General features: G+C 37.5%; 19 protein-coding genes. 6 read left to right on the top strand and 13 right to left on the bottom strand.

Annotated elements, in window-relative coordinates; all coding sequences use genetic code 11:
- Nucleotides 1-5 precede the first annotated feature (5 nt).
- The 9 genes from MTO68_RS06115 to MTO68_RS06075 form a co-directional block, all read right to left on the bottom strand.
- The gene (locus tag MTO68_RS06115) at nucleotides 6-512 is read right to left on the bottom strand and encodes a spore coat U domain-containing protein (RefSeq protein ID WP_244015369.1); all 507 of its coding nucleotides are present in this window, start codon (nucleotides 510-512) and stop codon (nucleotides 6-8) included.
- A gap of 11 nt (nucleotides 513-523) precedes the next feature.
- Complete coding sequence (locus MTO68_RS06110; RefSeq protein WP_244015368.1) at nucleotides 524-1,078, bottom strand: spore coat protein U domain-containing protein; 555 nt, start codon at nucleotides 1,076-1,078, stop codon at nucleotides 524-526.
- Between the two features lie 60 nt (nucleotides 1,079-1,138).
- On the bottom strand, nucleotides 1,139-1,675 hold the full coding sequence (locus MTO68_RS06105) for a spore coat protein U domain-containing protein (RefSeq protein ID WP_004819808.1): 537 nt from the start codon (nucleotides 1,673-1,675) through the stop codon (nucleotides 1,139-1,141).
- Between the two features lie 413 nt (nucleotides 1,676-2,088).
- Nucleotides 2,089-2,409, bottom strand: coding sequence for a hypothetical protein (locus MTO68_RS06100; RefSeq protein ID WP_227504260.1), 321 nt, complete (start codon nucleotides 2,407-2,409; stop codon nucleotides 2,089-2,091).
- 1,566 nt (nucleotides 2,410-3,975) lie between these two features.
- Nucleotides 3,976-4,332, bottom strand: coding sequence for a DUF1304 domain-containing protein (locus MTO68_RS06095; RefSeq protein WP_244015367.1), 357 nt, complete (start codon nucleotides 4,330-4,332; stop codon nucleotides 3,976-3,978).
- Between the two features lie 65 nt (nucleotides 4,333-4,397).
- Nucleotides 4,398-5,375 carry a zinc-binding dehydrogenase gene (locus MTO68_RS06090; RefSeq protein WP_244015366.1) on the bottom strand — a complete coding sequence of 326 codons (978 nt, stop codon included), beginning with the start codon at nucleotides 5,373-5,375 and terminating at the stop codon, nucleotides 4,398-4,400.
- A gap of 9 nt (nucleotides 5,376-5,384) precedes the next feature.
- Nucleotides 5,385-5,987, bottom strand: coding sequence for a TetR/AcrR family transcriptional regulator (locus MTO68_RS06085; protein ID WP_244015365.1), 603 nt, complete (start codon nucleotides 5,985-5,987; stop codon nucleotides 5,385-5,387).
- A 154-nt stretch (nucleotides 5,988-6,141) separates the two neighbouring features.
- The gene (locus MTO68_RS06080; RefSeq protein ID WP_244015364.1) at nucleotides 6,142-8,346 is read right to left on the bottom strand and encodes a TonB-dependent siderophore receptor; all 2,205 of its coding nucleotides are present in this window, start codon (nucleotides 8,344-8,346) and stop codon (nucleotides 6,142-6,144) included.
- A gap of 286 nt (nucleotides 8,347-8,632) precedes the next feature.
- Nucleotides 8,633-9,247, bottom strand: a complete 615-nt coding sequence (locus MTO68_RS06075; protein WP_034615920.1) for a MarC family protein — start codon at nucleotides 9,245-9,247, stop codon at nucleotides 8,633-8,635.
- Nucleotides 9,248-9,452: 205 nt separating this feature from the next.
- Between MTO68_RS06075 and MTO68_RS06070 the strand changes: the two genes are divergently transcribed.
- Both MTO68_RS06070 and proP read left to right on the top strand, forming a co-directional pair.
- Nucleotides 9,453-9,887: a hypothetical protein gene (locus MTO68_RS06070; RefSeq protein WP_244015363.1), complete on the top strand. Its 435-nt coding sequence runs from the start codon at nucleotides 9,453-9,455 to the stop codon at nucleotides 9,885-9,887.
- Nucleotides 9,888-10,351: 464 nt separating this feature from the next.
- Nucleotides 10,352-11,833: a glycine betaine/L-proline transporter ProP gene (proP, locus tag MTO68_RS06065; RefSeq protein WP_056516445.1), complete on the top strand. Its 1,482-nt coding sequence runs from the start codon at nucleotides 10,352-10,354 to the stop codon at nucleotides 11,831-11,833.
- Nucleotides 11,834-12,031: 198 nt separating this feature from the next.
- Here the strand turns inward: proP and MTO68_RS06060 are convergent, their stop codons facing one another.
- The 4 genes from MTO68_RS06060 to MTO68_RS06045 form a co-directional block, all read right to left on the bottom strand.
- Entirely contained in the window at nucleotides 12,032-14,503 is a 2,472-nt protein-coding gene (locus tag MTO68_RS06060) for a TonB-dependent siderophore receptor (RefSeq protein WP_279578603.1), read from the bottom strand.
- Nucleotides 14,504-14,653: 150 nt separating this feature from the next.
- The gene (locus MTO68_RS06055; protein WP_244015361.1) at nucleotides 14,654-15,673 is read right to left on the bottom strand and encodes a FecR domain-containing protein; all 1,020 of its coding nucleotides are present in this window, start codon (nucleotides 15,671-15,673) and stop codon (nucleotides 14,654-14,656) included.
- A gap of 4 nt (nucleotides 15,674-15,677) precedes the next feature.
- Entirely contained in the window at nucleotides 15,678-16,184 is a 507-nt protein-coding gene (locus MTO68_RS06050; RefSeq protein ID WP_244015360.1) for a sigma-70 family RNA polymerase sigma factor, read from the bottom strand.
- Between the two features lie 387 nt (nucleotides 16,185-16,571).
- Nucleotides 16,572-17,678 carry an acetoacetate decarboxylase gene (locus MTO68_RS06045; protein WP_244015359.1) on the bottom strand — a complete coding sequence of 369 codons (1,107 nt, stop codon included), beginning with the start codon at nucleotides 17,676-17,678 and terminating at the stop codon, nucleotides 16,572-16,574.
- Nucleotides 17,679-18,002: 324 nt separating this feature from the next.
- Between MTO68_RS06045 and MTO68_RS06040 the strand changes: the two genes are divergently transcribed.
- From MTO68_RS06040 to MTO68_RS06025, 4 genes are all read left to right on the top strand, one after another.
- A complete protein-coding gene (locus MTO68_RS06040) occupies nucleotides 18,003-18,836 on the top strand; it encodes a type 1 glutamine amidotransferase domain-containing protein (protein ID WP_244015358.1) in 834 nt (277 codons plus the stop codon).
- A 315-nt stretch (nucleotides 18,837-19,151) separates the two neighbouring features.
- Nucleotides 19,152-20,420, top strand: a complete 1,269-nt coding sequence (locus MTO68_RS06035) for an Ig-like domain-containing protein (protein WP_244015357.1) — start codon at nucleotides 19,152-19,154, stop codon at nucleotides 20,418-20,420.
- A gap of 54 nt (nucleotides 20,421-20,474) precedes the next feature.
- Nucleotides 20,475-21,374: a hypothetical protein gene (locus MTO68_RS06030; protein ID WP_244015356.1), complete on the top strand. Its 900-nt coding sequence runs from the start codon at nucleotides 20,475-20,477 to the stop codon at nucleotides 21,372-21,374.
- Nucleotides 21,375-21,460: 86 nt separating this feature from the next.
- Nucleotides 21,461-23,611, top strand: coding sequence for a TonB-dependent receptor (locus MTO68_RS06025; protein WP_034615899.1), 2,151 nt, complete (start codon nucleotides 21,461-21,463; stop codon nucleotides 23,609-23,611).
- The last annotated feature ends 164 nt before the right edge of the window (nucleotides 23,612-23,775 follow it).

Below are 23,775 nucleotides of genomic sequence, written 5' to 3'. Positions count from 1 at the left end.
TAGAATCACCATGTAATCGTATTTGCGACCGTATCTTTATAAAGGCCTGCTGATCGTGGTTGATTGTTATTATTCAAGTCTGCAACACCGTAGACTGCAAAACCCAGCACGGTGTCCAAAGCAGTTGTTGCCGTGAGTGGATAAGTGTCTCCATTGGTATATTCACGCTGAGAATTACTGTCTTGATAAAGCTGATAAGACACAAACTCATTCTGCTGTTCATGTTTCATCCGTCGAAAGTTATTTGAAAAGTGATCACCACCATTCAACATTACCTTTACCGGTAGCCGTGCAGTACATTGAATATTCCAACTTTGTGTCGTATTGATCACTGATCCACTCAACTTTCCCTCCGTCACAACAGGATGACGACCAAAATCAAGTTGTTGTTCAACACTGCTTAACCCACATCCATTGGCAATGGTTGCTTGGACTGTAAAAGTTACTTCTGTTTCAGCATATACCCACTGCACAGCCAACATCAGCAGAACACTTAAACCTATTTTTTTCATGATTTCGTTCTTTAAAATTCGATGGTAATTGGAATAGTGTCGGTATATTGCCCAAGCGAGACTGACCGACCATTATTAACAGTTTGACCCATGAGATTAAGCGTTTGCGGCTGACCATTATTGGTCAAGGTAATCGATTGATTGGGTTTGAGTGCTTCGCGAGCAGTTCCATATAAGATGTTGTAGGCAAGGAAATCTGTGCCATTACTGATTGCACGAAAATAATTTGCACCAAAAGTTGCTGGTACTTTGCTGTCATTTTGCCCCGCACCAAAGGTAACTTTTATTGGGGCATTGCCAGGGCATTGAATAGTCAAACCTGATGTAGAACCCTGACTTAAACTGGTCTCTATCACTTGATTAAATGCAGCTGTGGTTTCTCCGAAATCCAGCTGACCAAAATTCAGACCATTTGTTCCATTACTAACAGACTGATTATTAATTTCACATGAGGGTTCTAATTCAATCTGCAAATTTAATTTGGCTGCTAACTGTGCAGCACTGGTAAATGACGAAATAAGACCACAAACCAACAATCCCACGCATTTTTTAAGCAACAGATGCATACGTTCCTCCTTAAAACAGGTTTGTTCAACAACAAACCTGTTCACTTTTACGTATACCAATTAGAAATTAACAGTCACCAATAAAGTGTCTGTATAATCGCCCTGTGCTTTTGCAGTGCCGCTATTTGCAGCAACAGCACCGAAGATTGGAACTTCTTGAGATACACCTGACGCTGCAGTGAAAGTCTGAGGCGTATTGATTGCATAAAGATTGGTACGAGCAGCATCACGATAAACGTTATAGCTGACTACATCTGCAGCAGTTGCATGTTTAAGACTACGATCAGCACGTTGACCACCGTCGATTGCAACAGTAAAGTTAACATCTGTTGTACCATCACATTTCACATTGAGATGGCTGCCCGTACCAGATGAAGCAACTTGTGCAGTAAGGGTATTGGTCCAAGTGCCAGAAGTTTTACCAAAATCTAATGTACCAAATTTGTTGATATTGCCATTCACTGTAGAACCTTCAACAGTACATCCTGTTGAAACATTCAGTTTTACATCAACCTGACCCGTCACTGCTGCTTGTGTAGTCGCGATATACCCTGTACCCAATAAAATAGTAAGGGTTAGTTTTGTAAAAATATTCATATTATATCCCATGATATGTATTATTTATTAACTTTTACACAAGAAGTGTGAAAGCATCTACATAATTACATGTGATAAATATGCGTTCAATAAATAAACTAAAAAACACCTTCGATTAAATATAAGTTTTTATATTTTAAAATAAATTTTCAAATCAATATGAATTAAATTCCACCAAATATTTAAACATATAAAAACACTAAAATGATTAAGATTATTATAGATATATGCTTCTATCTAATTAGCTACAAAACCAAGATTTACAAACATACTGAGCAAAAAAAACCCATTCAATTTTTAGGGGGAGAATGGGCGACGATATGGCATTATAAAATGCTGATCGAAAACTTTTAATTGACAAAAAGATAAAAATCATCAATTTAAATTTCAATTATTCAGCTTAAAAAATAATTCTATAAAAAATCATCTCCTTCTTGTGCTTCCAATACATTTTGTTCTTCCACTCTCAGCGAAATATGTAAACCTAATGCAGCAACAGCATTATAAATAAAATCATTTTCCATAATATCTAAGTAAAAATGACTTTCCCTGCTCACTTCCTCATAAAGCCATGTGAGGTCATGTCGATTATCTTTCATACAACTCTGTTTAAAATCACCCAGCTCACAATCAATCTCTTTTCTTAGCATTCGAATAAAATGCTGACGAGATGCCTGATTATTTACTGCATAAAAAAAATGAGAGTTTTCACCCATTCCTTTATGAAAAATCATTTCATAGATCTTTATCATACACACCCACTATTTATGAGTAGCGTTGTTTATCGCTCAATAGGTTGATGAAAAATTTTCCATTTCAAATTCGTGGGTATTATTTATCACCAAACTTACAATATTTCAAAGTTAAGTATTTAATTTCACTGAATTAAATACACAACAAACATAAAGCAAGTGTATAATTATTATGAAATTATTTACTACCTACAATCCATTAATCGTCGGTATTTTGAGTCAATATCTATCCTATTTCATCAAAATAAAAATATGTTATTCTATGAAAAAAAATAAGACCAATTGTAAATTAAATAAAAGAAACCTTTATTTATCTATATTCCAGATAAACCAAAATAAAAATACAAAGTAATAGATTAAATTTATATTTTTTGAGAACCTAATCATATAAAATAAACCACCAATAGCCCAAAAAAAATAAATCACCATTAAAAGAAAAAAATTAATATTAATAATAAAAAATATAATAATTATTATGTGATGATTATCTTTAAGTATACTTAATAACAAAAAATCAAGATAAAATTATTCAAAAAAAACATCGTAAAAAATCAAATAAATATTCACCAGATTAATCCTATTATTTAATACACCAAATACTCACATAGAATAAATAAAAAACACAAAGCAAGCCTTAACTTTATCTTTAAAAATTAAATATCAATATCAGCTAGAGTTTTATTTTAATAAAAAATTTGATAAAATCAGGTTTTAAGCCTCCTTATTAAATATTTAACAATGAAATATGAGATTGAAGAATGGAACAATCGTACTGTTTTTATATTTAAAAATCACATAAAAACATTTTAATAATTCACTAAAATTATTGATAAATTAATACAACCAGATCATAAATCTGAAGTTGAGATAACAAGTTGGACGGAAGATTTTATTTTTAAAAAAGATGAAATCGAAATTTATTTTCAAAATTTTTATGCTGATGATTCTTGGTTTTCATTTGAATAATATCCATTTGAGAAGCAAAATAATCTGATTTAAAGAAATTAAAAAACTTAATGGATCAGTTAAGCGCATATTCTTTTTAAACCCAATGATGAGTCTGGAATATTTTTAAACGAAATCTCAGAGCTATAAAAGATCAAATCATTTTACGAAGATTGTTAATCCGTCATTTGTAAGCCGAGTGTAAATTATCCATCAATTTGATTTCCAAACGTTCTCATTAGGACGTACCCTTCGCCCAACATGAGCAAGAATAAAGCATCGCCTATGCAAAGGTACTTAAACTTTGAATGTAAGGTATGGTATTGCAAGCATTTTTATTATCAAATAATTTATTTTCCTATATAATTGATTTGATTAAAAATATTAATTAAGCAAAATGATATTCTTGTGTCTGAGTTTTTTAACAGCTTGACGATAGTACATTGATTACCATCAATTGAAATTCACCAACAGCAGAGATATCGATCAAGATCATCTTCTGAACGATTCAGATGAAGCGAGAGAGCTTATTGATCTCTCTGATAATTTTATGAAATTGATTTTTGAACAAATTTAAAGAATGGGCGAGATTCGCCCCTTACTTTAGTAATTCAAATTCACGACAAGTAACGCCAACGCTGCTGGAATCGCTTGTATATAAATAATTTTCTTACTTGCAGTTAGGCCACCATAAATCCCAGCAACCAATACACAGCCCAGAAAGAAATTCGCCAGTGGCAAGGCATAGATTGCAGGTGCAGATAAAGCCCAAAATAAGCCCGCTGCTAAAAAGCCATTATATAAGCCTTGGTTTTGTGCCATGACTTTGGTGAGCTGTGCTTTTTCAGGCGTATTTCCAAATGCTTTTAAACCGTATGGTTTGTCCCATAAGAACATCTCTAAAATTAAAATATACACATGTAGCAGTGCAATTAAGGCAATTAAAATTTGTCCAATCATCGTATTTTTCCTTATTTTAAAAACGCTGATAGATCAGTCTTACAACTGATCTATGTCAAATACATTTATGGTTTTAATAACACTTTGCCTTGGCGTGCACCTTGGGTTGCTTTGGCAGCAGCTTGTTGAATTTGATCAAAACTAAATACCCCTTCAACAGGCAATATTAATTTTTTCTGTGCAGCTAAAGTCACCAATTCTACAATTAACTCTTTTTTGCGTTCCGCAGACAATTGCTTATTGACCACACTTGCCCAGAAGCCTTTGACTGTCGCTTGTTTAAAAATAAGATCACCTGATGAAATTTGCATCAGTTCACCCGTCATACTACCAAATGAAACCAATACACTATTTTCACTGAGTAAAGCTAACATTTCACCACTGGCTTTACCACCAATCGAATCTACCCCAGCGATTAAAGGTTGATCTGCATGTATCGCTTTTACTTGATCTTTCCAATCCGCTTGATCAGTCGCCACTACATTTTGAATACCTAAACCATTCATTTCTGCAATCGCATCACTACGGCGAACCAAATGAATGACTTTTTGACCACGGGCGTTTGCAATCATCGCAACAGTTTTACCCACAGCGCCATTGGCTGTGTTTTGGATAAGCCACTGATCTTGTTTTAAATCAATAAAATCTAACAGCATCAAGGCACTAATCGGCATACCAATCAATTGTGCAGCAGTTTCATCATCTATTGCATCAATTAAAGGCACAACACCATGCGCAGGTGCAATAAAGTATTCCGCCCAACTGCCGTGAACTGCCGCAACTGCAACACGTTGCCCGACAGATACCGCATCGACACCTTCACCAACAGCATCAATCACACCAACGGCTTCACTCCCCCCAATCGCAGGAAGTGTTGGTTTATAACCATAATTGCCTCTTACCGTCCAAATGTCATGGTTATGCATCGGAGATAAAATCATTTTAATACGAACTTCGCCTGCTTTAGGCTCAGGCTTTGGCATTTCTGCTGCTGCTAATACGTCGACAGGTTCGCCAAAAACTTGATGAATAATACTTTTCATTTGTTGTTCCTATATAGGTTTTAGTAATTGCTGTGTGGTTTCTAAAGCCAGATAAAGTGGCTGTTTGTTCTGTGCTAGTTTCGCCAATAAAGCTGCGCCTAACCAGAGTTGATACATAGTTTGTGCCATTTTCTCAGGCTCAATATGTTGTGGAATTGAGCCATCCTGTTGCCCGTCACTGAGTAAATTTGCAATGCGCTCTGTCAGCTTGCTTACACCAAAATTTAAAATCTGACGCATACCTTCCGATAAGTCAGAGACCTCTGCGGCAAGTTTTACAATCAGACAATTCTCGGCCCAGCCACCATCGTTATGGCATGGATCATCAATCCATGCTTGCCAAAGCGCAACTAAGCGCGCATAAGCACTCCGTTCTTCTTGTAGAATCAATTGATCGATTTTCACTTTATAATCAGCAAGATATTGCTGCAAAAGTGCACAACCAAATGCTTCTTTGGAAGCAAAGTAATAATAGAACGAACCTTTGGGTACACCACAAGTCGTTAAAATTTCCTGTAAGCCGACTCCAACAAAACCTTTATGTAATACCAGCTTAAAACTGGTATTTAAGATATGTTGGCGAGTCGCTTCACTTTTATCTGATCGTTTCATGTACACACTATAAATCAATAATAGACCAGTCGTCTATAAATTTATAAAAAATTTAATTAAGTAAAATAGTCGAAGGGTTTAAGTGCTTTTTAGAGAGTAAATTAGATTATTATTTGAGCGAATGGCTGAAAATATCAGCCATCCTTCGATTGATTTAAAATTTTGCACGTAAGGTGAGCGTCGCATTTCGAGGATTACCAAAACGAATAGTTCCATCGCTATAAATTTGTGAATAATATTCTTTGTCAAAAATATTATTGATATTCAATGCAATATTCACTTTATCACTTAGTGGATAGCTCGCCACCAAGTTAGCAATCGTATATCCAGGCTGACTATAAGGATGTTCGTTATAACGACCAACCTCCCAAGTACTTTGATAATTTGCACCGCCGCCTAGGATTAAATTATTTGCAAACTTATAAGTCGCAAATAAACGTGCAATATGTTCAGGCGTATCCTCATTAAAAACCAAACCTTGATTTGTAGGATCGTTCGCATATTCCGTAGTATTGTATGTGTAGCCAAAACTCAAATTAAGATTGGGTATAATTTCACCACGAATCTCAGTTTCAATCCCTTTACTGATCACCTCACCCGATGCAACATTACAATAAGCCTCGCCACCGTTAAATGGGCATTGCCCTTTGGTGCTTTCATCTCGTATTGAGCGATTAATTTGATTGGTTTTAAACCCAGCAACTGATGCAATTAAACGATCATCCCAAAGCCCTGCTTTTAATCCAATTTCATAAACATTCCCCTGCACTGGATCAAGTAATGTCTCATTACGATCTTTGACATTTTGCACAACAAAAGTATCGGTATAACTCGCATATGCAGTCAATGCATCATTGATCGCATAAGTAAGCCCAAAGTATGGTGTTAAAATATTTGATTTCTTATATTCATTGACACTTTCATAATTGCTTTGGCGCACACCTGCAATAACTTTCAGCGGATCAATAATATTTAAACGCGTGGTGAGGTAGTATCCTGTCTGGCGTACCTGATCAGCGCTGGTATTTTGATAACGTGGTGCGATATAAGGTAGCTGATAAGGACTGTAATTTTTAATATTGACGTATAAATAGTCACGCTTCGGTGTTTCCCCTCCGCCAACTAAACTATAATCTTCAAGCACTTGATCCCAACTTGTCCAAGCACCTGTAATATTACTTTTACTGTGATTTGCACCAAATACCAAGTCATGCTCACGGCCGAATAATTGATATGTCCCTTTTGCAAAAAAATCATAAATATCTAATTTTTGCTCATAGTTATATCCGTACTTATAAACAGTTGCTAAAGCATCATCAGCACTTGTGGTTTTTGGAGCCACGCTCAATGAAGTAAATGCCATATCCATGGCATAGTTTGCCTTCATATAGCTGGCTTTTACTTCCCATCCATTATTAAATTTATGGCTTATATCTAAGAAAGCTTGCGTATTGGTTTTATCCCAAAAATCTCTGTAATCGCAACCACAATTAGAATTATCGATGCCTATTTTGGTTCCATTGAAATAGTTAGGAATTGTATTGACGGGAACTGCATGTTCACCTTGACGTGAATATCCAATATTCAATAGCGTATTTTCAGTTAAATCACTGCTCACAATTCCATACAAAACATTAGAATCACGAGTAACAGATTTCATAAATGAATCACCATCTTGACCTGCCACCACTAAACGACCACGCACGCTTCCAGATTGATTCAACGGACCAGACACATCCATTTCTCCGCGTACAGTGTTCCATGAACCATAACTGACAGCACCACTCGCCTGAAAAACTTCTGTTGGTTTTTTACGAATAAGATTAATTGCACCAGACGGGTCTCCAGAACCTTGCATTAACCCTGCTGCCCCTCGTAATACTTCAATACTTTCAATGGTTGCCATATCTGGTTTAGAGGAGGTGACATTACTTGCATTTACAGCAACACCATCATATTGCAATATATTTGAATTCCAACCATCTCCAACATTAAAGCCTCGGATAGAAAAGTTGGTCCTCTCCGTATTATCCCCTGTTAGCAAAATTCCTGTTGTATTTAAAAGTGCATCACCCAAATTTGTCGCACCCATATCTTCAATTTGTTTGCGGGTAATCACTGAAACCGATTGTGGGGTTTCTTTTATACTCAAATCGAGTTTAGTCGATGTACTGGCATTCTTTTTAGTGTAGTTATTTTCTGTATTGTTTTCTGCTGTGACAACGATCATGGGTAAAGCATGTGTTTGTTCCGTTGTTGCTTCTGTCGCAGCATAAGCTGTTCCTATCCAACAACTATAAAGTGCAAGATAAATTGCACTTTTAGCAAAGATTCGATTTTGAGAAATCCATTTATTCACGAAATAAAACTCTTAATCTAAATAAAAATCATTATCGTTATATTTCACATAAAAACAACATATATCTCTACATTCCTCCATTATTTTCTACTTCAAATTCGTTTTGTTAGACAAAGCTATAAAAGGAACAGCCTCTCAATCTGAGAGGCTAAAAAGATGGTTTCTCGATGATATTACTGAATAAACTTTGACATGTCCTGATGTAGATCCCTCACCTCAGCGTAAATCATGTCATCGCATTTATTTGATAATTAACCTAAAAAACATAAATATAAACAAATTATTATTAATACTTTTCAAGCAAACCAATAACCCCAGTTGCGATCATATCAATCGCAATTGTGCCAATTAACAAGGCAGATAAGCGTCCAACAATATCAAAATAGCGATCAATATATTTCGCATGGCTATAACGTAAATGGTCATGCCCATACTTCATGATCATTAAAATGCCACAGCTAATAAATAAGGTAAAAGCAATCAACACAGCGGATTCGAGTAAAGACATACTCGCTCCTGTTACGACAGCCGCACTGATTGTGCCAGGACCAATCATAAATGGCATCGCCATGGTACTGGCCAAATGCGCAGGCGTTCCTCTCATTTCTCCGATAGTATCCGCGCCTTGAAATACAAAGCGATAACCAATCACTAAGAAAATTAGTCCACCAAAAATCTGAAATGATTCAAAACGAACATTTAAGTAAGTGCTGAAAATTGCTTCACCACCCCATGCAAAAAGCATAAAAACCACATAAGCAATCAAGGCACCTTGAGCCAAACCTTTATTGAATACATGGGTTTCAGTATGGCGAATCATCCCGATCATATAGATACTCATTAAAAACGGATTGAGTAATGAGAAAAACAAAACAAATGGATGGATATAATTTGAAAACATAATGGCTTTCCATAAAACAAAATCAGGAAACAAAATCAAAAAAAGAGCTTACTTTGCTAAAATTGTACTTCTCAACAAGGGGATACTTTGTCTAACTAATCATTAAAATTGTAAATTTTATTAAGATTCAGTCACTTATTTTTACAAAAAATATAATCAGGACTTACAGAAACGGGGTTCAGCAACGAGTCAAGGACTTGCATATATGAAACGAACAGAGATATTCAATAATTTTCAATGTCCATTTATAAATGGAATTTTTCTGCACAATGGAGAAATATTTGTTCTCGATTATAGAAACAAAGATAACGCAACTGTGGATATCGTAAGGAAATTAAATTTCTTTGATGATGAAGTAAAGAAAGCGGATCTTATTGATTTTGATTATATGGGGCAGATTAGTTATGCGGACTATCAGATAAGATATGGTGAGGGTAGTTTTGGTGGGGATGGTGTGGTCGGTCTGTTTTTAAAAAATGAGTTACAGTGGTTTTTGTTTTTGGAGAATAGTAACCCTTTTTGTAAGGCGATTATTAAAGATCATATTGCTTTTGTTCAAAGTACCAATGGAGTGATATTCTCAATTCCGATCGATAATCCTCAGCTGTTGCAGATTGTCAAAAATCCGGATTTTTTATAATTCGACTTTATAAGTAGAAGTTTTATATGAAATAATTTTTTGATGTGTTTTGCTGAATTGTGAGGATCAATGCCTATCCATTGCTTTAGTCACCATCCCAACACTTCTTCTTTAGTCTCAAAATTTTTAATCATTCAATTTATTTTTAAGCATGGTTAAAACAAATTTAGCGAAAGGAAACACACAACTGTTATTCTCAAGCCTTTTGATTGATTTATATACGTTAAACTTATTACATAATTGCATCAGATCTCATACATTTTGTTCATGATTACCCAACACATAAAATTCACAAAAAAACTAAAATTATAATCAATTGATATTTATTAAAATTCTATGACATTGAAATCTTAAATGTAACCTAGCGTTATATTTTTTAATCATTTCTGCTCATGATGAATTTTATTTTGATTGTGTTTTAAAGAGATTTTTTAACACTGTCATTCATTAGGATTAAGCCATTTATGTATAAAAGAAAAATCAAACCACTTGAAATCGATGATGTCGAAATTATTGATTATGATAAGACTAAAAAAGCCATTAAAGCCGCAGCTTTAGGGAATGCCATCGAATGGTTTGATTTTGGTGTGTATGGCTATGTCGCTTATGTATTGGGTAAAGTCTTTTTCCCCAATTCATCACCCAGTATACAAATGATTGCGGCCCTTGCCACCTTTTCTATACCCTTTATATTTCGACCTTTAGGTGGATTATTTTTCGGGCATTTAGGCGATAAATACGGTCGTCAAAAAATTCTGGCAATCACCATTATTATCATGTCGGTCAGTACCTTTGGTATTGGTTTGATTCCATCTTATGAAAGTATAGGGATTTGGGCCCCTATTTTGCTACTCATTGTAAAAATTGCTCAAGGCTTTTCGGTCGGAGGTGAATATGCTGGAGCAGCAATATTTGTAGCGGAATATTCTCCAGATCGAAAGCGCGGTTTCATGGGAAGCTGGCTAGATTTTGGTTCGATTTTAGGTTTTGTTGTTGGAGCGGGCGTCGTTTCAATGATCAGCTTTTCCATGGGCGAAGCTGCCTTTGTTGATTGGGGCTGGCGTATTCCTTTTTATTTAGCGCTACCGCTGGGACTGATTGGCTTATATTTACGTCACTCTTTAGATGAGACACCAACCTTTCAGGCACATGCCGAAGAACAGTCTCAATCGAAAAAACCGCAAAAAGTCGGTTTTAAACAAATTTTCCGTGAACATAAACGCAGTCTACTGGTCTGTGTTGGACTCGTACTATGTACTAATGTCACCTACTACATGCTACTCACCTATTTACCAAGTTATTTTTCACATAACTTAGGCTATTCAGAAAATCACGGCGTTCTAATTATTATTGCCGTAATGGTCGGAATGCTCTTTGTACAGCCGTTTGTAGGCATGCTTAGTGACAAAATTGGTCGTCGCCCATTTGTCTTTGCAGGCAGCATTGCGCTGATTGTCTTGTCATACCCTGCCTTTATATTGCTTGCCACAAACAATGTTTACTTAATTTTCTTGGGTCTGTTGATGTTGGCACTTTCACTGAATATGTTGATTGGAATAATGGCTTCAACCCTCCCTGCATTGTTTCCAACTGAAATTCGTTATAGTGCACTTGCAATCGCGTTTAATATTTCTGTGGTGATTGCAGGTTTAACCCCGACCATCACAGCGACATTAGTTGAAACCACTCAAAATATTATGGTGCCTGCCTATTATTTGGTGATTTGTGGTTGCTTTGGGGTGATTACTGCAATTTATCTTAAAGAAACAGCCAACTTACCACTCAAAGGTGCAAAACCGATGGCTGTTGATACTGAAGAAGCTGAAGAACTTCTCGAACAATATCATGGAAATATTGAGCAAAAAATCGAAAAAATTGATCAAAAAATTGAAGAGTTGCAAGAAAAGCGTGATCATCTCGCCAAGCAGCATCCTGATATTGATTAATGATTTTAAATGGGCTTATTCAGCATGATTGTGTTGGATAAGCCATTCAATGCAGCATCGTAATAACCAGACTCGTAAGCATTTTGTTTAAACTAGGCAACATTATACTCATCCCCCCTTTTCAAAAAAAGGAGGAGTAGTCGCCTAGTTGAGTATTGGTTTCAGATGAGCAGTTTCCTCCCCACCTTCATTTACGACTTAATACTTATATTTCACACTGAGCATAAAATTACGTGGCTCACCATAGACCCCAGAGTTATAGAAGCCGATGTTGGTAAAGTAGTGTTGATCAAAAATATTATTTAAATTAATCGCAGTGCTTAAATGTTCATTAAACTGGTAGTTGGCCATTAGATCGACCAATACAAAGGCTTTCTGATCAATCACTTCACTACGTTTTTTGACATTGTTATACACCGTTTGCCATCCGTGGTTCTGCCAACGAACATTCCCGCCCACGCTTAAACCTTCGAGTTGCTGATCAAATTTATACTGGGTAGAGATATTAAATTGATGTTCTGGTTCCCATGTTGAAATCTTCTCACCATCATGGTCCTTAATTTGCTTATAGGTATAACCACTTTGCACTTGGACATTGGGGAAAACCTCACCAGAAGCTTCAATTTCTACCCCCTTAGTTTTGGCTTTCGCACCAATCCATGCAAAATCAACAGCGGGATTACTTGGCGCACCATTATAAACAATGTCCTCAATAGCACGATTGGATTCATGGATTTCAAAATAAGCGATACTGGCATTTAACTTGGCATCATCGGATTGAAACTTAAAGCCGCCTTCGTAGTTTTTACCTTCGTCTGGATCTAGAATTTTATTGGCTGACGACTTATACCAGATATCATAAGGCATAAAGATATCACTGAGACTGGCATAAGCACTGACTCGATCAGTAATGTCATAGACGACCCCAACATAGGGAATGAAGCGATTCTTTTCCTCAACCACACCTTGTAAGCCTTTCATTTTATAATTGATCATACGGGTGCCTAAGAGCACCTTTAAATCATCTGCCAGATTTAAACGTGTGCTGGCGTAGGCACCATATTGCGAAGTACGGTCATGGGTATAGGCATTTGGTTCACCCCAATTTGGCTGTGCAATATTGCCATCCCATTGGCTAAAATCGGGAATATGTGAATCATAACCCTGCATGCCACCATACCAATCTTTCCCCTTCCAACGTGAATAAGCTCCACTTGCGCCTAAGACCAAATCATGTTGCCGACCAAGCAGCGCAAACTTACCTGTGCTATACAACTCCAATGAATCACTGACAGTACGACCGATATATTGAGAAGGCCAAAGATTAGCAGAACCATCTAATTTAGGATAATAGCCTTGGATGGTGCCTAGTGTTGCATCATAGCCATTAATTTTATGGTCATATTGCAGAGTCAGTGCCCAATCGTCATTAAATTTATGATGTACATTGGCAAAAATGGTACGGGTATATTGTTTCCATTCACTCCAATTGGCACCATTATTAAAGGAGCGATCTGGATCAGGATTACGTTCCCCTTCACCATTAAATAAAGGAAAAGAGCCTGACCATGTCGATGCTTTAGGGTCATTGTTCTGGTAATCAGCCCCCAGTGTAACTAAAGTTTTATCGCCTAAATCTGCTTCGACAATGCCATAAAATACAGCACTTTTACGTTCATAACGATCCATAAAAGATTCTTTGTCTTGACCCGCAGCCACAAAACGTCCACGAATAGTTTGCTCATCATTAAGTGAACCACTGACATCTGCCATAGCACGATAATTATTCCAAGAACCTGCGCTTAAACTCAGCGATGCTTGAGCCTCTGCGGTTGGTTTTTTACGTACTAAGTTGATGGTTGCCCCTAAAGATCCCACCCCTGTAAGTAAGCCCGTTGCCCCTTTGAGTACTTCGACACGGTCATAAATAGCAGAGTCACTGAGCGTATTACCCGCAGCATAACCGACATTTCGAGTCGTAGAAGGAATGCCATCATATTGGAAATTATTAATGGCAAAACCGCGTGAGTAATAACTGGTCCGTTCACTGTCGTAAGCTGATACGGTAATCCCGGGGGTATGTGACATGACTTGATCAATATTATTTAACTGAAAATCATCCATCAACTGTCGCGTAATCACACTAATGGTTTGTGGTGTTTCTTTCGGTGTAAGCACTAAACGCGTGGCGGTGGCAATTTTACCTGGCGTATAAGAACCACTATTTTCAGTAATTTCCCCCAACTGATTGGCAGTCACGACAATGGTCTCAAGTTTCGCTGCTGGATTGTCAGTGTGAGAATTTGTTGCCACGGCTGAATCCGTTGCCGTGTTTGCAACTGTTGTGGTTTTCGACATCTGACGTCGTTCAATTCGCCACACCCGTGGACTTTGTTGAACAAGCTGTAGATCTGTGTCTTTTAATAACTGTTGAAAACCCTGAGCAATATCAAAACTGCCACTTAAACCGTTGGTTTTATACCCCTGCGTCAGTTTCGGATCAAAAGACAATGCAATATTAGACTGTAGAGCAAAATTAGAAAGCGCCTGTCCCAAATCCCCTGAAGCCACTTGATAATGCTTTTGAGTTGATGCTGTTTCAGCCTGGCTAAATGCACTGACACCCAACATGCTGCTCAGTACCAATAAATGCATGACCGAATAACGCATTTTTTTCTCGCGGCTTATTTTATATGGCTTCGGTTTTTTCAAATTTTTTGCGTGTTGCAATGCTAGAGACACCATAACCACCCTATTGAATACCAATGAGTTCTCTTATTAGCCTTGCCAGTTGAGTTTTAAAAAAGTGTCAGCCTTAAATTATTTTTTTTCACCAATACTGACCCAATAGCCCTGTGCATAGCGATTGATGTCTAACTTATAGGTGACAGCCAACATGCTATATAGCGTTGGTAAATCATTGATTGGATAAGTCCCGGATATTTTAATCTGAGCAATATCATCATCTAAAACAATATAACCTTTTTGATATTTTCCTATACGCTGTACGAATTCAGACAACGGCAGATCATTCACAATCATCCAGCCCTGCGTCCAACTGTTGCGTGTAAGATCAGCACTTGCAATCTCAGCCGCCTGCTCGCGATTCAAATGACTTTGCTGACCCGCCGCAACAATCACTGCCTGAGTTGGATGACGTTGTGGTTGTAATTTCACCGCACCTTGCTCAACAAATACCCAAGACTGCTTTGAATCAAGCTCTACTGAAAATTCAGTACCCAAAGCCTGCATTTGCCCATGTTGGGTTTGCACAAAGAATGGGCGTTGCTGTTGATCTTTCGCAGTTTTAATCCAGATCTGACCTTTTCTTAGCACAACATTACGTTGCTTAGCGCTATAGTCCAGATCAATTGCCGATGCGCTGTCTAAATACAGTTCACCACCATCGGGGAGTTTAATTTTTTCAATTTCACCTACTTTTGTACGATAGTCTGCCGTCCATTGTTGCTGCTGATTTAAGCTATAGCCTAAATACAGTAACGATAGACCAGCCAAAACCCACATGTAATGACGGCGTTTTCTCCATGAAGATGATATGCTTTGCTTTAAAATAGGTCGTGCTACTTCTGTTGGCAGTTGATCAAAAGTATGATGCAGTTGCTGCATTTTTTGCCAAACTTTGGCATGCACTGAACTTTGTTGCTGCCAGATCTGTAATTGCTGTAATTCTTGCGGACTCAACTCCCCTTGGTTTAAACGCATACACCAATCAGCCGCTTCATTTAAAATTTGTTGCGTCTGTTGTTGATCTTGTTTTTGATCTTGTTTTTGATCTAATTTTTGATTGTGTTGTTGTTCAGATTCATTCTGCTTTGACATTGGCTTAGTCGTCCAACATCGCAGACAGACAATGTACATACGCTTTTTTCATATAGCGTTTGACTGAACTTAGAGAAATATCCAATTTGACTGCAATCTCATCGTATTTCAGCCCTTCAAGCTGCGCATAGAGAAAAGTATCGCGTACCACCGCAGGCAGTTGCTCTAGCAATTGTGTCACTTCAAGCAAACTTTCGATAATCAAGCAGTGCTGTTCTGGAGAGATTTCTTCGAGTTCAGGTTGTAGCGCCAGCACGTCTAAATATGCCCGCTCAATATGCTTACGTTGAATCCAATTGATCATCAAGCCTTTGGCTACTGTGGTCAAATAAGCACGTGGTTGCAATAATTCAATTTGCTGTCGTCGTGCCATCACTCTTAAGAAAGTATCTTGTGCCAAATCAGCTGCATCAGAGCTATTGCCTAACTTTTTATATAGCCATGTATATACCCAAGAATGATGTTCTTGATAAAGTTGAGCAATATCATGATTGGGAAGCGACGCAGACATGGAAAAAGTTTATTTAAGCGAATGATAATTATTATCAGTAATTTAATGGCTAAATTCAATCATTATTTTCATCTTAACCCCGCCCTTGTCTAACTCGCTTTTATTGCACAAACCCAAGCTACATATCATCCATAAAGGCCTATCATCGACAATGGCATAAACTCCACAGATGAAATTAAAATTCTTCAGGATTAACGATCCTCTATTAAGGAAGTATTATTTTTTCATCATGATTAATTTATAGGGATTTTGATTGTGCTTTTAACTCAATTAAAGACAACGACAAACTGAATAAAGATCATAAATTTAACGAAAAAGGACAGGAAATTGATATTTTCGCTATGAGAAAAAACGTGATGTAAAATCATCACGCTTTATTTTTATTTATTAATTCCATTCAGCAATCGGTGTTGGCATATGTAGTGCCAACTGAGCATCTTTGATCACATCCATTCGTAAGATTTTTTTAGCACCGAGTTGATCCAATAATTGACTGACTGGGCCACCATAACGATTTAACTCAACATGTTTTGGAAATAACTTTTGAGCAAATTTTTGGTTATTTGCCTGAACATATGAACGATACCAAATACCATCAACCTGATTCAGCATGGTTTTCTTTTCTTGCTGTGATTGATTTTTTACAGTTTTAAGTTTTGGTGTTGGCGCAGATAGGCTGATGTCGAGATTGCCTTGAGTATCATACAAGTGCGCTTGGACCTGATCAGCTATTTTTAAATCAATTGCAGTGAGCCACTTGGGTAAATCATAACCATAAACACCACGTACACGTGCAATTTCAGTATCGACAGGTAGTGCAAGGACATAACCATAATAATCGCGTGTACGTGCAGATTTGATTAACTCTAAAATATTGGCGCCTTTTGCATGAGGACGGCGAACCACAACAGCAACAGATACTTCATCATAAGGATCATTATCACAGACATCATAGGCAAAAAAAGTAAGTGAGACCAATCCATAGCCAGGTATTGGGCTTAGGGGTTCAACTTTAGCAGGCAACTTTGCTTTTAACTTATCTAATGGTGCAAGCATCAACAGTTGAACATTGCTGGTTTTATAATAATAGTTTGGCGACCACACTTGACCTATACGTGTTTCAACCAGTTGCTTAGGAATCTTTCTAAAGAAATCAATATTGCCAACACCAGATTCTTTTGCAACCTCATCTAAATTTGGTTGCATATGAAATCGGTCATAAAAACCACCTTTAGGAACCTGTACCTTATGCGGTCCAAATTCAACCTCTACAAACGCTTTTGCATTTGGATACTGAGTGGTTGGTTGCTTTGCATTAACTCGATTAGTCGTTACAGTATTTATGTTTTGCATCGCTGTATTCTCTTGTAAATGTGGGATGTAACTGAGCTGATTGTTTGGTGTAAGATCATTTGCTGCAAAAGCAGAATGTACGAATGCAAAACTCATAAAAAGCGTTTGCGTTGTTCGATTTAAATTAAAAAATTTCAACATAGTTTTCACTCTAATTCAGCATTGAGTTCATGCTATGTTTAAAGTGGACTTTAAGGTCAATAGGGCTTATTTATTTTTTAATTCAATTTGAATTGTGATTAAATTCATGCACAAAAAACCGCAGCTCAAATTTAAAATGATGAATATATTTGATTGCACTTGCAAAAGATCAAATTAAAGCAAATGCTAAATAACGCAAAGAGACAGCACTTTATGGGTAAAATGCCATTAATCTAAAAATAGATAAAAGATTAAAAAACAGGCTTGACCTTAAAGCTTACTTCAAGCTTATACTCACCATGAAACAACTCACAGGAAATCATGATGACAAATACTTGGGTTATTAAGCATCGTATAATTCAACAGTTATTGGTTGTTTTAGCAGCATTATTTTCAGTGCCTTTTGCATCTGCGAATGATAACAGCAGTTCAAAATCAATTTCGAACCCATCTTCGTCAGGATCTAAAGGAAAAATATTGGTTGTGATGACCAATCATGACAAATATCCTTCACGTGAAGATACTACAGGGCTATGGGTGACTGAGCTCACACATTTCTATGACGTTGCGCATAAAGCGGGTTACCAAATGGATTTTATTAGCCCTAAAGGGGGTGCAGTGCCACTGGATGAGCGTAGTCAAAAATGGATCTATATGGATAAACAAGCACGCGCTTATTTAGCCGATCCTGCATTTATGTCGCGATTAAATAACACCTTACAGCCAAATGAGGTAAAAGCATCTGACTATAAAGCAATTTATTTTACTGGCGGTCATGGTGTGATGTGGGACTTTCCAAATAATCCTGAATTAACCGCACTAGCTGAACAAATTTATCGTCAAGGTGGTGTGGTATCCGCGGTATGTCATGGTGTGGCAGGTATACTTTCCCTAAAAGATGAACAAGGCAAAGCGCTCATTGCAAACCGTAAAGTGACAGGATTTTCAAATCGTGAAGAATCGCTTTCAGGGATGAAAAAACAAGTGCCCTTTTTCCTTGAAAATCAGTTGAAATCAAAAGGTGCAAAATATTCTCAAGGATTTTTTCCATTTACCTCTTATGTCATTGTCGATGACCGTATTATTACAGGTCAAAATCCTCAATCACCACGTGAAGTAGGCGAAGAAGTCGTCAAAAAATTGGTGACTATACAATAATTTAAATTAGTTAGATTGGACATATTTTGTGAGTGAAGGCTTGCAAAATATCGCTTCATCTTAAAGTACTTGTGTGACAGCAATAAAAATTTTCCGCGCTAAAAAAACAGACACTACCCTAATCAAATTAAAAGACATTTCATTAATTCACAATAAATATCAACATGCTAAACAGAAATATTATGTTGACTCAGTTTTTGTATTAGATTAGTATTTTTAATGTAAATAATTATCATTATCATATAACCAACAAAGCATTGCCCTTTCTAGCCACGATGATTGTCCAGTTTTTTTTATCAAGCAAAGGATAAAGCAATGTTGTTATCTAAAATGAAAATAGGTCATAAAACCCTGATTGCGAGTTCAATCTGTACCATTCTTGCTGGTTGTGGTGGCGGTGGTAGTAGTGGTGGTGGAGACAGCAAACCGAGCAATACTGCGCCCACAATTGATGCAATCAGCCCATTGACCATACAAACCCTAGACAGTAAAAAAATTAGCGTAACGGCGAAAGATGCTGAGAACAACGCGCTCACCTATAGCATCAAAACTGCGCCAAAATTAGGCACTGCCAGCATTGACAGTAAAACAGGTGTGATTACTTATATTGCAGGCAATGTGGTTGGCGCAGATACACTTGTGGTGAGTGTCAGTGATGGTTCACTGAGCACAGATCTGAGCATTACGATTAATACCCAAGTTGAGTCGGTGTTTGATTATCAATTCTACAAAGTCGCCAACCCTGAAACAGGTAATTCTCAAATTGTTCGTTATGACCCTAACAACGGCAAACAGGAGTATTACAGCAGTATCAGCAATGTGATTTTAGGCAATCGTGTCTTTGTAATGAGTGCTGCAAAAGATGGCGATAAGACGGTTTATAAAAAACGAGAATATGCGATTTTCCTTGACCCAAATGCATCTAAAGAAACGCGTAATTACACACCAGCTGGTGCAACAACAGCAACTGAATATACATTCTATACCGACAATATTCTAAAACGATTTGATGCAAGTAATCCAAACAGTCAAGCCACCATTTTTAGTAGTGCAGCATTACCAGCAGCATTAAAAACCGCAGAAATGAAAGTGATTGGCGATACACAAACCATGTATCTCAATGAAACAGATATTGATAATTCTTATGTGCAATTGCGTACTTTTGCCAAACTACCTGATATTTTTAGAGGCGAACTGTCTGACAATATTAAAAATGCCTATATCACTGTACGTTTATCAGATGGCAAAGTAACACAAGGTCGTACCATTAAGCCGGTTGTCAATAACACGACAGGTAAAACTGATTCGGTATTGGTCAATTATAGTGCTGCCTATGTTAAAGGAAGCTACCCAACCGCAAGTAATGAAGCTGCGCGTTTACAAAGCTGTACCGTTGATTTAATCACCTGTACTGATATTAGTGGCGGGACAGGTCAATACTACTTCTTAGCACAAAACGATACCCATATTTATTTGGCAAAAGAAGGTGTAAAAACACTTTATGCTTATGATAAGGCTGCAAAAAGTATAGTGAATGTAACAGGTGCCGAATATCCTGCCAATTATAATCCTGAACATCATTAAATTAAATTTGGTGGCGGACATGGTGGCGCAGGTATCTTTAGTAATTTCTTTAACATGCCAAATGTAGTCGATAATTTGGCAGAAGGTAATACTGGTTATTTATTGATTAATTATAACCTTGATACACAAAATGCCGTGTTCACCCATCAAGTATTTCGTGAAGCCTATGTCTATAAAAATGCCGAGATTCTTAAATTAACAGGCACCAGCGCAAGCAAAATTTATGATAATGGCACTGGTACGGATTTAGCCAATAATTCAGGCAATGTGGCTTTGTCATATAATCTGAACCTAACTGCGGTCAAAAATGGCTATTTATTTGTCGAAGCGGCCAAGCCATCTAAAGACAAGATGAACCTTAACTATCAACAAGGCTGGTTAAATACAGCAACCACAACCACAAAAACAGCATTGGATAATGCTGTCATTGATCAGGATATTCCATACTTTACTTCAATGCGGGTACCTGCGGTGGCCGTAGGTGATTATGTCTATGTCAATGAGACCAATCCAACTGCCACAGAAACCCGTGTTTATAACGTTTATAAATTACCACTCAATGCGCCAACAGCCAGCAAAACCAGCGTCACCCCAACGTTTGGCCGCATGTACTTTGAACGCACTGCATTCCGTGCCAATGGTGTTTATGAAGGCAATGTATTGTTATGGAATAAACGCGCCAATCAGGCAACGGATACAGCTGACACAGTCGGTAGCATTGTCAATGCCACCACGGGCAAACTCATGGGTAACATCAAGGATCTAGAGGGTGGAATTACCAATGTCACAGCCGACGCTTCAGGTAATAACACTTTGGCTGGGATTGGTGGTCTATTTGGCTTGCATATGACAGGTAGTCATGCTGGTGTTCCTATACTGACTAGTGGCTTCTCAGAAAAAGAAAAATCATTGAAAAAAGTTAATCATATTAATGGTTCTTGGATCACTGACTAGGCCATACATACTCATTCAATCGGGTTGCTGTTTCCATTCTTAAGATGGGGCAGCAATCCTGCGTTTATTTTGACTGGATTTCTGTCATGAACACACCTCCCTTTCTCCCACGATATCTATTATTGACCATGTGTATTGCTGGTGGATACTCTCCTTTCTATCATCTCTATGCAGCAGAAAATAATAAAGATACCGACATAATTGATGAACAACCCACTAAACTGCCTGTCATTGAAGTCACAGCAGAAAAAGTCCTCAAGGCAGAGCGACAAAATCAACAAGAAATGTTTAACAAACCCTATTCCAAACAGATCATCAGTCAGGAAAAAATTCAGCAGGAAGGCTTAGCCGATGTCAAAGAAGCGATTCGGGATATTCCGGGTGTTTCCATTACCGAAACTGGGGCTTTCGGTAAAAATGTAAAAATTCGTGGTCTGACTGGGCAACGCGTGGTCAGTGTTGTTGATGGCATCAAAATCGCCAATCAAGGTTTAGACCATTCAGGTTCTGGTGAAATCAATCAGGTGGATATTAACAACGTTGAAATGATTGAAGTGGTAAAAGGTAGTCCTGCGGTGATTTACGACCCGGGTGCATCAGGGGGTGTCATTATCGTCAAGACCAAACCTGTACAAATGAGTCAAGGCATAGGGGGCAGTCAAAAATTCGCTTATGATGAGGGTTATGACAAAACCAGTTCGACCACCAGTCTAAACGCAGGCATGGATAATTTTGGTGCAAAGGTCACTTATACCAAAGAATCGTCCAATGACTATCGGGTCCGTGGTGATGCTGATAAAAAATATGCGATTAGTAAAACCAATGCATTAAATGCAGTGAATAGCACAGTAACCGTCAAAGATTTGGGTTATGACGCCGAATCACTGAGTGCCAAATTATCAGGAAAATTTGCTACAGATAGCCAAATTGATCTCGATTATGACCAATGGATCGGCAAAGATATTGCATCAGCGCATGGGAATACCATGCAAGATGCAATGGTGATGCTGTTGGCACGCAAAGAGCGTGAATCAAAATCCATCACTTATCGTAAAGACAATCTGGGTATTTTTAATAACTTCTCATTTAAATATAACAAACAGTCCTTATTAGAACGCCAACAAGAAGGCGGTTATACCGAAACCTTAGACAGTGATAATTTTAACGCCAATCTATTTTTAAACTGGCATCAATTACAAGCCAGTTTTGGTCTGGAAGCTGTTTTAGATAAAGCCGTCACTGCGGTGTATTCTGAACAAGATTATTATGCAGGTTTTACCAATTTAGAATATGACTTCGGCACATGGACAGGTTTTGCAGGAGTACGCGCCAATTATTGGGCAACCCGACAAAAATTACTGCCAGGCGCAAATGCTGAACTTGCCTCGCAACTCATCGGTATTTCAGGAATTACCCCTGAAAAAACCATATTCGAGCCAACATGGGCGCTTGGAGCACAATATCACCTCACCGATACTCAAAATATTTCTGCCAACATCAGCCGTACTTTCCGCGCACCTGATTTGTATGAACGCTATACGTTTGGTGGCTTTTTGGGTGGAGGTTTAGCTTTACAACCTGAAGAAGGCTACCATGCTGAAGTGGCTTGGAAATACCTCAATGATCATTGGGCCTTAAATACCAGTGTGTTTTATAGCGACTTTGACCAATATATTTGGACGAAAACCAATCGTAGAGTTATTGATCGGGCTGGTTTGGAAAGTTGTATTCGTATCGGTAAATGCAATATAGCGACAGGCGATTTTAATGATCGTGAATCTGACTTTTTCCAAGACACCACCCGATATTATAATGCCGACCAAGTCAATAATTGGGGTATGGAATTCAGTGCCAATTATATGGATGAAGTGCATGATTTTGGTATTTCAGGTAGTTTTAATAAAATTGATTCTGAAGATGTTTTTGTGCAAGCTGCGGCACATCCAATTGATATTAACAGCCATTATAAATATACCTTTAGCCAATTGCCATTACAGCCATGGGTCAAAGGCAAAATTCAGACCGTATTGAATGAACCTCAAGTCATACAAAAAGGCGGCTTTGATTCCTATACCATCGGTAGCCTGTATGCGGGTTTTAATCATAAATATGTCAATTTAAGTGCAGGGATCCGTAACCTCGGCAATACTACCTATAGAGCTGCGTATAGTGGTTTAAATGGTCTGGAACGTACTTATTTTATCAATGCTGAATTTAAATGGAATAATTATAAATGAATGTAAATTTTTGGGTTGTTGCCCTCGCCTGTGAAAAGAGATTCAACATGATGATCATCTAATCTGTTCTATTTCAATCCAAAGTTTATATAGGAGACGTGAAATAAAATCAAAGCAAAAAAAAGACCCTTAACAATTTAAGGGTCTTTTAAATATTTTGCGGA

Origin of the sequence: Acinetobacter sp. NyZ410, assembly GCF_022828975.1 — a bacterium.
GTDB classification, from domain to species: domain Bacteria; phylum Pseudomonadota; class Gammaproteobacteria; order Pseudomonadales; family Moraxellaceae; genus Acinetobacter; species Acinetobacter guillouiae.
This window is presented reverse-complemented; position numbering and strand designations above follow the sequence as displayed.

Excerpts from the sequence above, each read along its gene's own strand:
- MTO68_RS06115 (WP_244015369.1), bottom strand. The coding sequence starts at position 512 with ATGAAAAAAATAGGTTTAAGTGTTCTGCTGATGTTGGCTGTGCAGTGG.
- MTO68_RS06055 (WP_244015361.1), bottom strand. The coding sequence starts at position 15,673 with ATGTCAAAGCAGAATGAATCTGAACAACAACACAATCAAAAATTAGAT.
- MTO68_RS06035 (WP_244015357.1), top strand. The coding sequence starts at position 19,152 with ATGTTGTTATCTAAAATGAAAATAGGTCATAAAACCCTGATTGCGAGT.
- MTO68_RS06090 (WP_244015366.1), bottom strand. The coding sequence starts at position 5,375 with ATGAAAAGTATTATTCATCAAGTTTTTGGCGAACCTGTCGACGTATTA.
- MTO68_RS06050 (WP_244015360.1), bottom strand. The coding sequence starts at position 16,184 with ATGTCTGCGTCGCTTCCCAATCATGATATTGCTCAACTTTATCAAGAA.
- MTO68_RS06060 (WP_279578603.1), bottom strand. The coding sequence starts at position 14,503 with ATGCGTTATTCGGTCATGCATTTATTGGTACTGAGCAGCATGTTGGGT.
- MTO68_RS06030 (WP_244015356.1), top strand. The coding sequence starts at position 20,475 with ATGCCAAATGTAGTCGATAATTTGGCAGAAGGTAATACTGGTTATTTA.
- MTO68_RS06025 (WP_034615899.1), top strand. The coding sequence starts at position 21,461 with ATGAACACACCTCCCTTTCTCCCACGATATCTATTATTGACCATGTGT.
- MTO68_RS06105 (WP_004819808.1), bottom strand. The coding sequence starts at position 1,675 with ATGAATATTTTTACAAAACTAACCCTTACTATTTTATTGGGTACAGGG.
- proP (WP_056516445.1), top strand. The coding sequence starts at position 10,352 with ATGTATAAAAGAAAAATCAAACCACTTGAAATCGATGATGTCGAAATT.
- MTO68_RS06095 (WP_244015367.1), bottom strand. The coding sequence starts at position 4,332 with ATGATTGGACAAATTTTAATTGCCTTAATTGCACTGCTACATGTGTAT.
- MTO68_RS06100 (WP_227504260.1), bottom strand. The coding sequence starts at position 2,409 with ATGATTTTTCATAAAGGAATGGGTGAAAACTCTCATTTTTTTTATGCA.
- MTO68_RS06040 (WP_244015358.1), top strand. The coding sequence starts at position 18,003 with ATGACAAATACTTGGGTTATTAAGCATCGTATAATTCAACAGTTATTG.
- MTO68_RS06070 (WP_244015363.1), top strand. The coding sequence starts at position 9,453 with ATGAAACGAACAGAGATATTCAATAATTTTCAATGTCCATTTATAAAT.
- MTO68_RS06045 (WP_244015359.1), bottom strand. The coding sequence starts at position 17,678 with ATGTTGAAATTTTTTAATTTAAATCGAACAACGCAAACGCTTTTTATG.
- MTO68_RS06085 (WP_244015365.1), bottom strand. The coding sequence starts at position 5,987 with ATGAAACGATCAGATAAAAGTGAAGCGACTCGCCAACATATCTTAAAT.
- MTO68_RS06110 (WP_244015368.1), bottom strand. The coding sequence starts at position 1,078 with ATGCATCTGTTGCTTAAAAAATGCGTGGGATTGTTGGTTTGTGGTCTT.
- MTO68_RS06075 (WP_034615920.1), bottom strand. The coding sequence starts at position 9,247 with ATGTTTTCAAATTATATCCATCCATTTGTTTTGTTTTTCTCATTACTC.